This is a genomic window from Arthrobacter sp. GCM10027362, assembly GCF_042679445.1.
GTDB lineage: Bacteria > Actinomycetota > Actinomycetes > Actinomycetales > Micrococcaceae > Crystallibacter.
In genome coordinates, this window is sequence record NZ_JBHTML010000098.1 from 1 (window position 1) to 14,691 (window position 14,691).

The 14,691-nt window shown below is 69.5% G+C and carries 12 protein-coding genes; 6 read left to right on the plus strand and 6 right to left on the minus strand.

What is annotated here, in order from left to right:
* Positions 1-322 precede the first annotated feature (322 nt).
* Together ACFQ36_RS13970 and ACFQ36_RS13975 are read left to right on the plus strand one after the other, a co-directional pair.
* Complete coding sequence (locus ACFQ36_RS13970) at positions 323-2,038, plus strand: ATP-binding protein (RefSeq protein WP_377014569.1); 1,716 nt, start codon at positions 323-325, stop codon at positions 2,036-2,038.
* On the plus strand, positions 2,035-2,742 hold the full coding sequence (locus ACFQ36_RS13975) for a response regulator (RefSeq protein ID WP_377014571.1): 708 nt from the start codon (positions 2,035-2,037) through the stop codon (positions 2,740-2,742). The genes ACFQ36_RS13970 and ACFQ36_RS13975 overlap by 4 nt, the downstream gene beginning before the upstream one ends.
* Positions 2,743-2,760: 18 nt before the next feature.
* On the opposite strand, the gene ACFQ36_RS13980 is transcribed toward ACFQ36_RS13975, so the two are convergent.
* Positions 2,761-4,662, minus strand: a complete 1,902-nt coding sequence (locus ACFQ36_RS13980; RefSeq protein ID WP_377014573.1) for a propionyl-CoA synthetase — start codon at positions 4,660-4,662, stop codon at positions 2,761-2,763.
* A gap of 194 nt (positions 4,663-4,856) precedes the next feature.
* On the opposite strand from ACFQ36_RS13980, the gene ACFQ36_RS13985 reads away from it, so the two are divergent.
* Genes ACFQ36_RS13985 through ACFQ36_RS14000 form a run of 4 tightly spaced genes read left to right on the plus strand, consistent with a single transcriptional unit; the run spans position 4,857 to position 9,122 of the window.
* Positions 4,857-5,513 (plus strand): GntR family transcriptional regulator, encoded by a 657-nt coding sequence (locus ACFQ36_RS13985; protein WP_377014575.1) that lies wholly within the window; start codon positions 4,857-4,859, stop codon positions 5,511-5,513.
* Positions 5,510-7,030, plus strand: a complete 1,521-nt coding sequence (locus ACFQ36_RS13990; protein WP_377014577.1) for an MmgE/PrpD family protein — start codon at positions 5,510-5,512, stop codon at positions 7,028-7,030. Before ACFQ36_RS13985 ends, ACFQ36_RS13990 begins: the two co-directional genes overlap by 4 nt.
* Positions 7,030-7,956, plus strand: coding sequence for a methylisocitrate lyase (gene prpB, locus ACFQ36_RS13995; RefSeq protein WP_377014579.1), 927 nt, complete (start codon positions 7,030-7,032; stop codon positions 7,954-7,956). Before ACFQ36_RS13990 ends, prpB begins: the two co-directional genes overlap by 1 nt.
* A 17-nt stretch (positions 7,957-7,973) precedes the next feature.
* Complete coding sequence (locus ACFQ36_RS14000; RefSeq protein ID WP_377014581.1) at positions 7,974-9,122, plus strand: bifunctional 2-methylcitrate synthase/citrate synthase; 1,149 nt, start codon at positions 7,974-7,976, stop codon at positions 9,120-9,122.
* Positions 9,123-9,184: 62 nt separating this feature from the next.
* Here ACFQ36_RS14000 and ACFQ36_RS14005 read toward each other — a convergent pair whose 3' ends face one another.
* From ACFQ36_RS14005 to recN, 5 genes are all read right to left on the minus strand, one after another.
* Positions 9,185-9,694, minus strand: coding sequence for an 8-oxo-dGTP diphosphatase (locus ACFQ36_RS14005; RefSeq protein WP_377014583.1), 510 nt, complete (start codon positions 9,692-9,694; stop codon positions 9,185-9,187).
* Entirely contained in the window at positions 9,691-10,674 is a 984-nt protein-coding gene (gene xerD, locus ACFQ36_RS14010) for a site-specific tyrosine recombinase XerD (RefSeq protein WP_377014585.1), read from the minus strand. The genes ACFQ36_RS14005 and xerD overlap by 4 nt, the downstream gene beginning before the upstream one ends.
* A 6-nt stretch (positions 10,675-10,680) precedes the next feature.
* Positions 10,681-11,364 carry an NUDIX domain-containing protein gene (locus ACFQ36_RS14015; RefSeq protein ID WP_377014587.1) on the minus strand — a complete coding sequence of 228 codons (684 nt, stop codon included), beginning with the start codon at positions 11,362-11,364 and terminating at the stop codon, positions 10,681-10,683.
* Position 11,365: 1 nt separating this feature from the next.
* Entirely contained in the window at positions 11,366-13,102 is a 1,737-nt protein-coding gene (locus ACFQ36_RS14020; RefSeq protein WP_377014589.1) for a CTP synthase, read from the minus strand.
* A gap of 54 nt (positions 13,103-13,156) precedes the next feature.
* Positions 13,157-14,691: DNA repair protein RecN (gene recN, locus ACFQ36_RS14025; RefSeq protein ID WP_377014591.1), on the minus strand; the 1,535-nt coding region annotated here is incomplete at its 5' end.

Sequence of the window (14,691 nt, forward strand, 5' to 3'; positions counted from 1 at the left end):
CCCAGGGGCTTGAGGCCTTTGGCGAACTCAGGTGCCAGCAGGCCCAGGACGGCGCCGAGCACCACCGCGGCAATGACGGCAAGATAAAGGAAATGCGTCTTGTCCTTCTTGCGCTTCTGCCGGACTGGCGGAACCTGCAGCGGCGATGCTTCAGATACTGACGATGCCATGGGAGGAACTCCTGGATGGTTGACACCGGCCGGGACCTCCCCGGCCATGCCCACCATGTTCCGGCTCACAGTGGGCTGGATCACTATTGAGTTCATACTGTTCGCCGGCCCGTACCGTGGAGGACGGCGGAGGATGGCGGAAGGAGATGCCCGTGAAGAACTGGAGCGTGGCGGCCAGGATCTTTGCCGGCCAGCTGCTGCTGGTCGCCCTGGTCACGGCGGCGGTGTCCACGGTGCTGTTCCTGGATGCCCGGCAGCAGGCTTATGACCGGGCCGCGCAGCGCATGCTCTCGCTCGCGGTGGCCGTTGCGGACAGCCCGTTCGTGCTCGACGCGGTCCGGTCCCCCTCGCCCACCCGGGTGCTCCAGCCGTATGTGGAGGACATTGCCCGGGACACCCCGGTGGATTTCATCACCATCATGGCGCCGGACGGCACCCGCTTCACCCATCCGGATCCGGAGCAGATCGGCCGCAAGTACATCGGGAGCATCGAAACAGCCCGGCGGGGGCGGCCGGCGACCGAGGTCTTCGCCGGCACGCTGGGCCCGTCCGTCCGGGCCATCGTGCCGGTCAAGGATGCCTCCGGGTCCGTCAAGGCGCTGGTGGCCGCCGGGGTCACCGTCACGAACGTAGCGGTGGCCGTCAACGCCCGGGTGCCCTTCGTCATCCTCACCGGCCTGGCCATCCTGGCCCTGTCCACCCTGGTGTCCTGGCTGATCAGCAGGTACCTGCGCCGGGTTACCCTCGGCTGGGGCCCGGAGCAGCTCTCCAGCATCTTCGTCTCCTACGAATCGCTGCTGCATTCGGTGCGTGAAGGCCTGCTGATGGTGGACCCGCAGGGCCGGCTCGTGCTGTACAACGACCATGCGGCCCGGCTGCTGGACCTGCCGTTGCGCGAACCCGGCAGTCCCCCGATGGACGTGGCCTCCCTGCCGCTGCCCCAGGACCTGCGGCAGCTGCTGCTCAGCGGCCGGCAGGCCCGGGACGAACACTACGCCACCGAGGACCGGATCCTCGTCGTCAGCCAGGACCCCGCCCTGCCGCCGCCGGGCAGGCCGGGTCCCCGGCCGCGGACCGCCTCCGACGCCGGCAGTGCCGGCCAGCGGCTCGGCACCGTGGCCATCCTGCGCGACCACACCGAAATCCAGTCCCTGGCCGGCGAGGTCGAATCCATGCGCACGCTCGCCAATGCCCTGCGGGCCCAGACACATGAGCATTCGAACCGGCTGCACACCATCGTGTCGCTGATCGAACTCGGCCGCGGGGACGAGGCCCTGCAGTTCGCCGCACGCGACCTGCAGCAATCCCAGCAGCTGACGGACGAGGTGGTGGCCGCGGTGGACGAGCCCTTCGTCACCGCCCTGCTGGTGGGCAAGGCCGCCCAGGCGAACGAACTCGGCATCAACCTGGGCATCACGGCCGGCAGCATCGGCGTCCCTGCGGCGGGCGTTCCTGCCGGTGCCCGGCGCCTGGATCCGGCGGACCTGGTCACCATCGTCGGAAACCTGCTGGATAACGCCTTCGACGCCGTCACTGTCGCCGGCCCCGGTCCTGCCGGGGACACGGGGGTGCAGGAGGTGAAGGAGGTGTCGGTGGACTTCCTGACAGGGCCGGACCGGCTCTGGATCGAGGTCCGGGACAACGGGCCGGGGCTGTCCGGCGAAGCGCTGCACCGGGCCTTCGAGCTGGGCTACAGCACCAAGCCTGCCGGCGCGCAGGGACGGGGCGTCGGCCTGGCGCTGGTGCGCCAGGCCGTCAAGAGGCTGCAAGGGGAAATCACCGTGGAGAACGACGACGGCACGGTCTTTACGGTCAGCCTTCCGCTGGAAGGAAAACCGGCCGCGAATCCGGAAGGGGACCCGGCATGAGCGCCCCGATCCGGGTGTTGGTGGTCGAGGACGAGGAAATCGCCGCGGCCGCCCACGCCGAATACGTTCGTCGCGTCGACGGCTTCGAACTGGCTGCCGTGGCCCGGACCGGGTCGGAGGCATTGTCGCTGCTGGGCCTGTCCCAGCAGCGACACGGGCCGCACGTTCCGGTGGATCTGGTGCTGCTGGACATGAACCTGCCGGACTACCACGGACTGGACATCCTGCGCCGGATCCGCGGGGCCGGCCTGCCGGTGGGCATCATCGCCGTCACTGCGGTGCGCGAACTGCCGATGGTGCGCAAGGCGATTGCCTCCGGTGTTGCCCAGTACCTGATCAAGCCGTTCACCTTCGCCGCCTTCAGCGACAAGCTGCACCACTACCGCCAGTTCCGCGAGAGCCTGGCCCAGCACGGCCAAGCCACCACCCAGGCGGCCGTGGACATGGCCCTTGCCGCCCTGCGCACCCCGGGACCGGCAACGGTGCCCAAGGGGCTGTCCGAGGACACCCTCGAGAACGTCATCGGCCTGCTCAGGGACGGCGGCAGCCCGGTCTCCGCCGTCGAAGTCGGCGAACGGCTCGGGATGTCGCGGGTCACCGCCCGGCGCTACCTGGAACACCTCGCCGAGCAGAACACGGTGTCCCGGACGCCCCGCTACGGCACCCGCGGCCGGCCGGAATTCGAATACCGCTGGCGCCAGTAGGGATTGGGCCGCCCCACTCTACGGCCGCAGGATGGGCAGCAGGTCGTCCAGGACCGAGGCGTCCTCGATGGTCGACGGCACGGTGTACTGCTCGCCGTCGGCCATCTGGCGCATCGTCTTGCGCAGGATCTTGCCCGAGCGGGTCTTGGGCAGGGCCGGAACCACCTGGACGTCCTTGAAGTCCGCCACCGGGCCGATCTGCGCCCGGACCAGTGCCACCAGCTCCTGCCGCAGCTGCTCTGCACCGATGTCCGCCCCGCGCTTGAGGACCACATAGCCGCTGGGACGCTGCCCCTTGAGCGGATCGGCCACCCCGATCACGGCGCATTCGGCAACGGCAGGATGCGCGGCCACCGCCTGTTCCATTGCGCCCGTGGAGAGCCGGTGCCCGGAGACATTGATGACATCGTCGGTGCGGCCCATGACGAACAGGTACCCGTCCTCGTCCAGGTAGCCGGAATCCCCTGTGCTGTAGTACCCGTCGAAGACCGCCAGGTAGGACTGGATGAAGCGCTCGTCGTTGCCCCACAACGTGGTCAGCGTCCCCGGCGGCAGCGGCAGCTTGATCACGATATTGCCTTCAACCCCTGGCGGCACCGGCCGGCCGGCGCCGTCGACCACCATCAGCTGGTAGCCGGGCACCGGCACCGTGGGCGAACCGGGCTTCAGCGGCAGCCGTTCCAGGCCCACCGGATTCGCGGCGATGGCCCAGCCGGTCTCCGTCTGCCACCAGTGGTCGATCACCGGAACACCCAGCGCGGCGGAGGCCCATTGATAGGTTTCGGGGTCCAGCCGCTCCCCCGCGGCGAACAGCGTGTGCAGGCTGGAAAGGTCGTACTCCCTGACCTTCGCCGCTTCCGGGTCGGCCTTGCGGATGGCCCGCAGCGCCGTGGGCGCGGTGAAGAGCACTTTGACCCTGTGGTCCTGAACGATCCGCCAGAAGGCTCCCGCATCCGGGGTGCCCACGGGCTTGCCCTCGTAAAGCACGGTGGTGGCCCCGGCCAGCAGCGGGCCGTAGACGATGTAGGAGTGCCCCACCACCCAGCCCACGTCCGAGGCGGTGAACATCACGTCCCCGGCGCCGACGTCGTAGATGTTCTTCATCGACCAGGTCAGGGCGACCGCGTGCGAGCCGTTGTCCCGCACCACGCCCTTGGGTGCCCCGGTGGTGCCGGAGGTGTAGAGGATGTACAGCGGGTCCGTGGCCGCCACGGCCACCGGGCCCGCCGGTTCGGCGGCCGCGGCCAGCCGGTCCCAGTCATGCCAGCCGGTGCCCTCCCGGCTGCCGGCGTACTCGTCCACCCCGTGTTCGAAACCTCCGCGGGCCTTGACGATCACGTCCGCCACCGTGTGGCCGGCGAGCGCAAGCGCCTCGGCCACCGCCGGAAGGTATTCGATCCGGCGCGACGGTTCGATCCCGCCGCTGCACGTGACGATGGCGGCCGGCCGGGCGTCGTCGATACGCGCTGCCAGCTCGCGCGGGGCAAAACCGCCGAACACCACCGAATGCACCGCGCCCAGGCGGGCGCAGGCCAGCATGGCGACGACGGCCTCGGGCACCATCGGCAGGTAGATGACCACGCGGTCCCCGCGTCCGATGCCGCGGGCCTTGAGCACTCCGGCGAACAACTCTACTTCCCGCAGCAGTTCCTGGTAGCTGTAGCTGCGCCGGATCCCCAGCATGGCCGAATCGTAGACCAGGGCGGTCGCGTCCCCGCGGCCGGCTGCTACGTGCCTGTCCAGGGCATTGACGCTGGTATTGAGTTCACCGTCCGGGAACCAGCGGTAGATCGGCGCGGCGCTCTCGTCCAGCGCCTGCCGCGGCGGCGTGTCCCAGTCGACGCCGGCAGCGGCCTCGAGCCAGAACCGTTCCGGGTCCCGGCAGCTGAATTCATAGGTACCGCGGTAGCTGGCGTCCACATCGTCTCCTCGGATCCGTCCGGTGTGATGCAGTTCATGGTAGGCCGCTCCTCCGCGGTAAAACAAGGCTTCTGTATACATAAGTCCGGAAAATTTGCGGAATTCTCTTGCCTCTGGCGTTTCCGTGTATACAATCGAAGTGTCAGGTGCCGGTTTCAGGCCAGCACAGCACGGCGGACCGGGAAGGAGGCGGCATGCGTGCCAGCGACCGCGCCTATTGGGCGCTGCGCGAGGACATCGTCGAATGGCGCATCCCCCCGGGGACGGTGCTGGGAGAGGTCGAGCAGGCCGAGCGCCTCGGCGTTTCCCGCACTCCGCTGCGCGAGGCCCTGAGCCGGCTCACCGCCGAGGGCCTGGCCGCACCGCACAGCGGACGCGGCGTCGTCGTCACCGACATCTCCCTGGACAATGTGGCCGAACTGTTCGAGCTGCGCACGGCGTTGGAGTGCCAGGCCGCCTCGCTGGCAGCCCGCCGCGGACAGCCGGATGACTTCCGGAAGCTGCAGCAGGAATTCGCCTCCGCGGCCTCGCTGCTGCGCGGGGACGACCCGGACCGGCACAGCTACTACGAGCTGGTGGCCCGCCTGGATGCGACCATCGACGAGGCCGCCGCCAACGAATACCTCAGCCAGGCACTGAGGAACCTGCGCGTGCACATGGCGCGGATCCGGCGCCTGGCCAAGGACAACCCCGACCGCCTGCTGGCCGCGGCCACCGAACACGCCAACATCGCCGGCGCCATCGCCGCCGGCGACAGCCAGCTCGCGGCGGCGGCCACCCTCGTGCACCTGCACCAGAGTCTCGAACACCTCAAATCCACCCAGCAGTCATCCGAGAGGACAGCTTCATGACCATTAATCACAAGGTGCGCGTCTACCGCAGCGAGGAAAACCTGCCGCGCGAAGAGCAGCTCGCCTGGAAGATCGCCCAGGTCGCCGCGGACCCGGTTCCAGTCACGGACGAAGTCACCGAAATGGTCAGCAACCGGATCATCGACAATGCCTCCGTGGCCATCGCGTCCCTGAACCGCGGTCCCATCGTGGCGGCCCGGGCCCAGGCCCTGAGCCATCCGGTATCGACCGGCGGGGCCGGGGCCGGCATCTTCGGCGTTCCGCAGAAGACCTCGCCGGAGTGGGCTGCCTGGGCCAACGGCGTGGCGGTGCGCGAACTGGACTACCACGACACGTTCCTGGCCGCCGAGTACTCGCACCCGGGCGACAACATCCCGCCGATCCTGGCCGTCGCCCAGCATACCGGTGCCGCCGGCCGGGACCTGGTCCGCGGGATCGCGACCGGCTACGAGATCCAGGTGGACCTGGCCAAGGCCATCTGCCTGCACAAGCACAAGATCGACCACGTGGCCCACCTCGGTCCCTCGGCCGCGGCGGGGATCGGCACGCTGCTGGGGCTCGAGGTCGAAACCATCTTCCAGGCCATCGGCCAGGCGCTGCACACGACGACGGCGACCCGCCAGTCCCGCAAGGGCGAGATCTCCACCTGGAAGGCCCATGCCCCGGCCTTCGCGGGCAAGATGGCCGTGGAAGCGGTGGACCGCGCCATGCGCGGGCAGACCTCCCCGGTGCCGATCTACGAAGGCGAAGACGGCGTGATCGCCTGGCTGCTGGACGGGCCGGAGGCCTCCTACGAGGTGCCGCTGCCGGCCCCGGGCGAGGCCAAGCGCGCCATCCTGGACACCTACACCAAGGAGCACTCGGCCGAATACCAGGCCCAGGCCCTGATCGACCTGGCCCGCAGGCTGCACCAGGAGCATCCGGAACTGGCCGATCCGGCCAACGTCAAGAGCGTCGTCATCCACACCTCGCACCACACGCACTACGTGATCGGCTCGGGCGCCAACGACCCGCAGAAGTACGATCCGACGGCCTCGCGCGAGACGCTGGACCACTCCATCCCCTACATCTTCACGGTGGCGCTGCAGGACGGCTCCTGGCACCACGTGGATTCCTACAGCCCGGAACGCGCCGGCCGGCCGGACACCGTCGGGCTCTGGCGCAAGGTCACCACGCAAGAGGATCCGGAATGGACCCGCCGCTACCACTCGCTGGACATCAGCGAAAAGGCCTTCGGCGGCCGGGTGGAAATCACCCTGGCCGACGGTTCCACGCTGGTGGACGAGATCGCCGTGGCGGACGCCCACCCGCTCGGCGCCCGGCCCTTCGCCCGCGGGCAGTACGTCAACAAGCTGCGCACCCTGGCCCGGGGTGTGGTGGACGACGCCGAGATCGACAGGTTCCTGGCCGCCGTCGAACGCCTGCCCGAACTGGCCGCAGGCGAGCTGGACCAGCTGAACATCCAGGCCGCGGACGGGGTCATCGACCTGTCCTCCGGACCGAAGGGACTCTTCTGATGCTGTATTCGAAGACCACTCCGGAGCAGAAGCGGGCCGCGCTGCGTGCCATGCTCTCCTCCGGCACCATCGCCCGGTTCCCCGGGGCGTTCAATCCCCTGTCCGCGAAGCTGATCGAGGAAAAGGGCTTTGACGGCGTCTACATTTCCGGCGCCGTGCTGGCCAACGACCTGGGCCTGCCCGACATCGGCCTGACCACCCTGACCGAGGTCGCCACCCGGGCCGGGCAGATTGCCCGGATGACCGACCTGCCGGCCCTGGTGGACGCGGACACCGGCTTCGGCGAACCCATGAACGTGGCCCGCACCATCCAGGAGCTGGAAAACGCCGGGCTGGCCGGCTGCCACATCGAGGACCAGTTCAACCCCAAGCGCTGCGGGCACCTGGACGGCAAGAACGTGGTGGACACCGGCACCGCCGCCAAACGGATCCGCGCCGCCGCGGACGCACGCCGGGACCCGGACTTTTTGATCATGGCCCGCACCGACATCCGGGCCGTGGACGGCCTCGCCGCCGCGCAGGACCGGGCGAAGGCCCTGGTGGACGCCGGCGCGGACGCCATCTTCCCCGAGGCGATGGCCACGCTCGAGGAGTTCGCCGCCATCCGGGACGCCGTGGACGTGCCGGTGCTGGCGAACATGACCGAATTCGGCAAGAGCGACCTGTTCACCGTGGACCAGCTGGCCGAGGCGGGCGTGAACATGGTGATCTACCCGGTCACCCTGCTGCGCATCGCCATGGGCGCCGCCGAACGCACCCTCGAGGTCCTCAAGGCCGAGGGCACACAGGCATCCGAGGTACCGAACATGCTCACGCGTGCACGTTTGTACGAATTGGTGGATTATGAAGCGTACAACCACTTTGATACCTCGGTCTTCAACTTCCAGGTGCCGGGCCAGCCTGCCCAGTCCCTCGGCACGAAATGAATCAGCAAGGAGCCGTCATGATTACTGAAACCACTGCGCCCGCTCCGCAGATCCATAAGGGGCTGGCCGGCGTTGTGGTGGACACCACGCGCATTTCCAAGGTCAATCCGGAGACCAACTCGCTGCTGTACCGCGGCTACCCGGTCCAGGAACTGGCCGCCAAGTGCAGCTTCGAGGAAGTGGCCTACCTGCTCTGGAACGGGGAACTGCCCGACGACGGGCAGCTGGCCGAATTCACCCGGCGCGAGCGCGCGAACCGGGCCCTGGACCCGGTGGTGAAATCGGTGATCGACACCCTGCCGCTGGCCTCCCATCCGATGGATGTGTGCCGGACTGCCGCGTCCGTGATCGGGGCCCGCCACCCGCAGGCGGAGGACTCCTCGCCCGAGGCCAACCTGGCAAAGGCGATGGACCTGTTCGCCGCCTTCCCCGCCGTGGTGGCCTACGACCAGCGCCGGCGGCACGGCCAGGAGCCGGTGGACCCGCGGCCGGACCTGGGCTACGCGGAGAACTTCCTCTGGATGAGCTTCGGCGAGGAGGCCGCCCCGGACGTGGCGGACGCCTTCAACACCTCGATGATCCTCTACGCCGAGCACTCCTTCAACGCCTCCACCTTCACCGCCCGGGTGATCACCTCCACGCTCTCGGACCTGCACTCGGCGGTCACCGGGGCGATCGGCGCCCTGAAGGGCCCGCTGCACGGCGGCGCGAACGAGGCCGTGATGGAGACCTTCGAGCAGATCGGCCTGGACGGGGACAACCTGGCCGAGCGGGCCACCGCCTGGCTGGAGGACGCCCTGGCGAGCAAGAAGAAGATCATGGGCTTCGGGCACCGGGTGTACAAGCACGGCGATTCCCGGGTGCCGACCATGAAGGCGGCGCTGGACCGGATGATCCTGCACTACAACCGCCCCGAAATCAGCGTCCTGTACGACGCGCTGGCCGCCGGCATGCACCAGCGCAAGAACATCGAGCCGAACCTGGACTACCCCGCCGGGCCCGCCTACCACCTGATGGGCTTCGACACCCAGACGTTCACCCCGATCTTTGTCGCCGCCCGGATCACCGGCTGGACCGCCCACATCATGGAACAGCTCGAGGCCAACTCCCTGATCCGCCCGCTGAGCGAGTACAACGGGCCGGACCAGCGCTCCGTGCAGCTCTAACCTGTCCACTGCCGGATCGCGCCCCGTCCACGCCTGGACGGGGCGCGATCCGGCATACCGGCCTACCGGGCCAGCGGCAGGACCGCGGCCACCGTCTCGTTGTCGCGGTTGAGCACGATCCGCAGCTGCGGCACACCCCCGGTGAGGGCCAGCGGCAGCCAGTTGCCGGCGTCGTGCCACATATCCGCCAGCGGCAGGGCGGCCACCTGGTACCAGGCCGGCACGATCTCTTCGGATTCGGCCGGCTCGCCCTCCCACTGCCGGGCCACGAACAGTTCCGTATCCATGTTCCAGCCCGGGTTGGCCGGGAAGTCGAAGAAGATCCGGCCCGCCGGCCGCAGGTGCTCGGTCCGGACCAGCACCCCGGTTTCCTCCAGCACCTCGCGGCAGGCCGCCTCGACGCTGCTCTCCCCCGGTTCCAGCTTGCCGCCGACGCCGACCACCTTGCCGGCGCCGAAGCCGGCCTTCTTGCGCCCGAGCAGCACGCTCAGGCCCGGGCCGTCCCCGCGCAGCAGAAAGCACAGGGCGACGGCGATGGGCCGGGCCCTGACGTTCCTCCGCTGCCGGCTCACCCCACGGCCCGGGGATGGGCCGCCGCGAAGACCTCACGCAGGGTGTCCGCCGTGACCAGGGTGTAGACCTGGGTGGTGGTCACGGAGGCATGCCCGAGCAGCTCCTGCACCACCCGCACATCCGCCCCGCCTTCGAGCAGGTGGGTGGCAAAGGAATGCCGCAGCGTGTGCGGGGAGACGTCCTGGGCAATGCCGGCCTTCTCGGCCGCGGTCTTCAGGATGGTCCAGGCGCTCTGCCGGCTCAGCCGCCCGCCTCGGACATTGAGGAACAACGCCGGCGTCCCCCGGCCCTTGGCCGCGATCCCGGGACGGGCCCGGACCAGGTAGTTGTCGATGGCCTCGGCCGCGTAGGAGCCCAGCGGCACCACCCGCTCCTTGGAGCCCTTGCCGAACAGGCGGACGACGGCGGGCCCGTCGCCGTCGCGTTCGACCGCCACATCGTCCACATCCAGCCCCACGGCTTCGCTGATCCGGGCGCCTGTGGAATACAGGAACTCCAGCAGCGCCCGGTCGCGTAGCCCGGCCGGAGAGTCGGTGCCCACGGACTCGAGCAGCCGGGCCACCTCGGCCACCGAGATCGCCTTGGGCAGGCGCTTGCCCGGCATCGGCGGATGCACATCCCCGGCGGCGTCGGAAACGGTGGTGCCTTCGAGCACCCAGAACTTATGCAGCCCGCGGACCGCCACGATCGTCCGGGCCGCCGAGCGCACGCTCAGCGGCGACGCGCCGTCGGCTCCGTCGGACAACGCCTGCGCGAACGCGGACACGTCCTGGCGCGAGATGTCCCCCGGGGCGGTGATGCCGCGCTGCTGCAGGAAGCGCAGATAGCGGTTCAGGTCCCGCCGGTATGCGGCCAGGGTATTGGCGGCCAGGCCGCGTTCCACCCCCATGTGCTGCAGATAGTCCTCCGCGGCGCGGCCGAGCGGCGTCGGTCCGCCCGGCCCCGCGGCTGTCGCGACTCCCGCCCCGGATACTGGCATCGGCGCTCAGGCCCTGTCCCGCCCCGGCGTACCCCAGGTATGGCGCTGCGAGGGATGTTCGGGCCAGGGCGCGTCCGCCGGGCGCAGCCCGCTGAAGCCCGTCCGGGCCGCCTCGGCGGCCGCGAGGATGCCGACGACGGCGGACGGATTGTGCAGCCGTCCGCCCAGGATGGCGGCCACGGCCTCCTCGAGGTCCACCCAGCGGTGCTCGATCTCGGCTTCCTCATCGGTGCGCACATGCCGCTGGTCCTCGGGAACATCGGCCAGATCCCGGGCCAGGTAGATCCGGATCGCCTCGCTGGAGGACCCGGGCGAATTGAAGAAGTCCACCAGCACGTCCCAGCGCCGTGCGGTCAGGTCCGCCTCCTCGGCCAGCTCGCGTGCCGCGGCGGCGGCGAAGTCCTCGCCGTCGACATCGAGCAGCCCGGCCGGAATCTCCCACAGGGACATCCGCGCCGGCTGCCGGTACTGCTTCAGCAGCAGGACCCGTTCGGCGCTGTCCATGGCCAGGACCGCCACAGCGCCGGGGTGGGCAATGTAGTCGCGGACCAGGGCGTCCTCGCCGCTGCCGTCCAGGCTGAACGTGTCACTGACGACGTCCCAGATCCGGCCCTCGTAGACAACCTTCGAATCCAGCAGTTTCCGCGGATCCGGCTGGTCGGCAAGCCCGGGGGAAGCGGCAGCAACCATCCTAGGCCCCGGCCTTGGCGCCGGTGTTTTCCTTCTTCGCCGGTGCCTTGCCGTGGTTTAGGGCCGCGGCGATCAGGCCGGCAAAGAGCGGGTGCGGCCGGGTCGGCCGCGAGCTCAGCTCCGGGTGGGCCTGCGTGGAGACGTAGTACGGGTGCACCTCCGCCGGCAGCTCGACGAACTCGACCAGCTTGCCGTCCGGAGACGTACCGGAGAAGACCAGCCCGGCCTCGGCCAGCTGCGGCCGGTACTGGTTGTTGACCTCGTAGCGGTGCCGGTGCCGCTCGCTCACCTCGGTCGTGCCGTAGGTGGAGGCGATCACGGAGCCGGGAACCAGCGAGGCCTCATAGAGGCCCAGGCGCATGGTGCCGCCCAGGTCGCCGCGGCCTTCGACGATGTCCAGCTGCTCTTCCATGGTGGCGATGACCGGGTATTCCGTGTCCGGATCGAATTCCGTGGACGAAGCACCCTCGAGGCCCACCACGTTGCGCGCATATTCCATCACCATGGACTGCAGGCCCAGGCACAGGCCGAGGGTGGGCACCTTGTGCTCGCGGGCGAACTTGAGCGCGCCGAGCTTGCCCTCGAGGCCGCGGATGCCGAAGCCGCCGGGGACGCAGATTGCCTGCACGCCGGCCAGGGACGTGGCCGCACCGTCCTCGGACGCGCAGTCATCCGAGGGCACCCAGCGGATCTTGACCCGGGTCTTGTTGGCAAAGCCGCCGGCGCGCAGCGCTTCGGTGACGGAGAGGTAGGCGTCCGGCAGGTCGATGTACTTGCCTACCAGGGCCACCTCGACCTCGTGCCGGGGATTGTGGACGGCCTCAAGCAACCGGTTCCACTTGGTCCAGTTCACATCCTTGAACTTCAGGTCCAGGGCCTGGACGATGTACGCGTCGAGTCCCTGGGAGTGCAGCGTCTTGGGGATGTCATAGATGCTCGGCGCGTCCGGGCAGCCGATGACGGCGTCAACGTCGACGTCGCACATGCGCCCGATCTTCTCCCGCATCGGCTGCGGCACTTCCCGGTCGGAGCGGATCACGATGGCGTCCGGCTGGATGCCGATCGAACGCAGGGCGGCCACGGAGTGCTGCGTGGGCTTGGTCTTCAGCTCCTGCGACGGACCGATGTACGGCACCAGCGAAACGTGCAGGAAGAAGACGTTGGACCGGCCGATGTCCTGGCGCACCTGGCGGGCGGACTCCAGGAACGGCTGGGACTCGATGTCCCCGACCGTACCGCCGATTTCGGTGATGATCACGTCCGGGGCCTTCCGGCCGGCGGCAGGCTCGGCGGGCAGCCGCATCCGGCGCTTGATCTCGTCGGTGATGTGCGGGATGACCTGGACCGTGTCGCCCAGATACTCGCCGCGGCGCTCCTTGGCGATGACCGTGGAGTAGACCTGCCCGGTGGTCACGTTGGCGGAGCCGTCCAGGCTCTCGTCCAGGAAGCGCTCGTAGTGCCCGATGTCCAGGTCCGTCTCGGCGCCGTCGTCGGTGACGAAGACCTCGCCGTGCTGGAAGGGGTTCATGGTTCCCGGATCCACGTTCAGGTAGGGATCCAGCTTCTGCATGGTGACCGAGAGGCCACGGGCCCGGAGCAGGTGGCCGAGGCTGGAAGCCGTCAGCCCCTTCCCGAGCGAGGACGCCACGCCGCCGGTGACGAAGATGTGTTTGGTCGTCTGGGACGACTTGGAGAATCGGGAATTAGTTCGCTGCACCACGGAATTCGAGCCTATCACCTTTCCGGCGGCCCCGGGTCCGACGCCGCGCTGCCTGCTGCCGATGCTACCCGGTCACAGTCCCTGCCTGGCCCCCTCGATCAGTTCCAGGGCGTGCGCCCGGGCGGATTGGGATTCCTCCTGGCCGGCGAGCATCCGGGCCAGTTCGGTGACCCGTTCCTCGTCCGTCAGCAGCGTGACGTCGCTGGCCGTCACGCCCTCGCTGTTGTCCTTGCCTCCGGCCTTGGCCGGGGACGAGGTCTTGAACACCCGGATGTGCTGGTTCGCGAAGGCTGCCACCTGCGGCAGATGGGTGACCACGATCACCTGGACATACTTGGCCAGCATCGCCAGCCGCCGGCCGATTTCGACGGCGGCCTTGCCGCCGACGCCGGAATCCACCTCGTCGAACACGAAGGTCGGCACCGGGTCCACCGCCGCCAGCACCACCTCGATGGCGAGCATCACCCGCGACAGTTCACCGCCGGAGGCACCCTTGCCCAGCGGCCGGGGCGCGGCACCGGCGTGCGGCTTGAGCAGGAAGGAAATACTGTCCGCACCGTGCGAAGACAGCTCCGCCGGCTCGATCTCGATGTTCAGCTGCGCATTGGCCATCGCCAGGGCCGCCAGTTCCCTGCCCACGCGGGACGCCAGCTCACCGGCTGCCTCCCGGCGCAGGGCGGTGACGGCGGCGGCCTGTTCCTGCAGCCGCTGTTCCAGCTCGGCGATCTCCGCCTCCAGCCGCTCGATCCGGGACGAATCATCGGTCAGCTCGTCGAGCCGCGCCCGCGCCGCGGCGCTCCATTCGAGCACTTCGTCGATGCTCGGGGCGTACTTGCGCACCAGCTTGGCCAGGTCCGCCCGCCGGCTCTCCACCTCCTCGAGCCGGCCCGGGCCCTCGCTGTCCAGCGACGCGGCATAGCTGGCCAGCTCCGCGGCCACGTCCGCCAGCACATAGCCGACCTCGGCCAGGCGTTCGGCCGCCTTGCCCAGTTCCGGATCCTCGTCCCGCACCTGTTCCAGGCTCCGCTTGGCCGCGTCCACCAGGGTGACCGCGTCGGAGGACTCCCCGTAGTCCTCCTCCGCAACCAGCGCCTGGTGGGCCAGCACCGCTGCCGCGCGCAGCTGTTCCACGTTGGCCAGCTTCAACGCCTCGGCCTTCAGGTCCTCGTCCTCGCCCGGCTGCGGATCCACGCCGTCGATCTCCTCCAGCGCCAGCTGCAGGCTTTCGGCCTCCCGCAGCCGCTCGCGGGCCTCGGTGCGCAAGGTGCCCAGCTCCGCGGTCGCCTCGCGCCAGCGGTGGTAGGAAGCCTGGTAGGCCGCCAGCGCCGCAGCCAGGGCCGGCCCGGCGAACTTGTCCAACGCCTCGCGCTGGGCAGCCTGGCTCTTGAGCCTGAGCTGGTCGGACTGGCCGTGCACCGCCACCAGCTGCTCGCCCAGTTCGGCCAGCACCCCCACCGGGGCACTGCGTCCGCCCACGTAGGCCCGGCTGCGCCCGTCCGCATTGACGGTGCGGGCCAGCATCAGCTCGGCGGCGCCGTCGTACTCCTCCACCTCGGCGCCCGCTTCGGCCGCCCGGGCCAGCACCGGGCTGTCCGGCGCCAACCGCA

Bases quoted from the DNA above. Each gene is read 5' to 3' on its own strand.
- ACFQ36_RS13975 (WP_377014571.1), top strand. From the start codon at position 2,035: ATGAGCGCCCCGATCCGGGTGTTGGTGGTCGAGGACGAGGAAATCGCC.
- prpB (WP_377014579.1), top strand. From the start codon at position 7,030: ATGCTGTATTCGAAGACCACTCCGGAGCAGAAGCGGGCCGCGCTGCGT.
- ACFQ36_RS13985 (WP_377014575.1), top strand. From the start codon at position 4,857: ATGCGTGCCAGCGACCGCGCCTATTGGGCGCTGCGCGAGGACATCGTC.
- ACFQ36_RS13990 (WP_377014577.1), top strand. From the start codon at position 5,510: ATGACCATTAATCACAAGGTGCGCGTCTACCGCAGCGAGGAAAACCTG.
- ACFQ36_RS14000 (WP_377014581.1), top strand. From the start codon at position 7,974: ATGATTACTGAAACCACTGCGCCCGCTCCGCAGATCCATAAGGGGCTG.
- xerD (WP_377014585.1), bottom strand. From the start codon at position 10,674: ATGCCAGTATCCGGGGCGGGAGTCGCGACAGCCGCGGGGCCGGGCGGA.
- ACFQ36_RS14015 (WP_377014587.1), bottom strand. From the start codon at position 11,364: ATGGTTGCTGCCGCTTCCCCCGGGCTTGCCGACCAGCCGGATCCGCGG.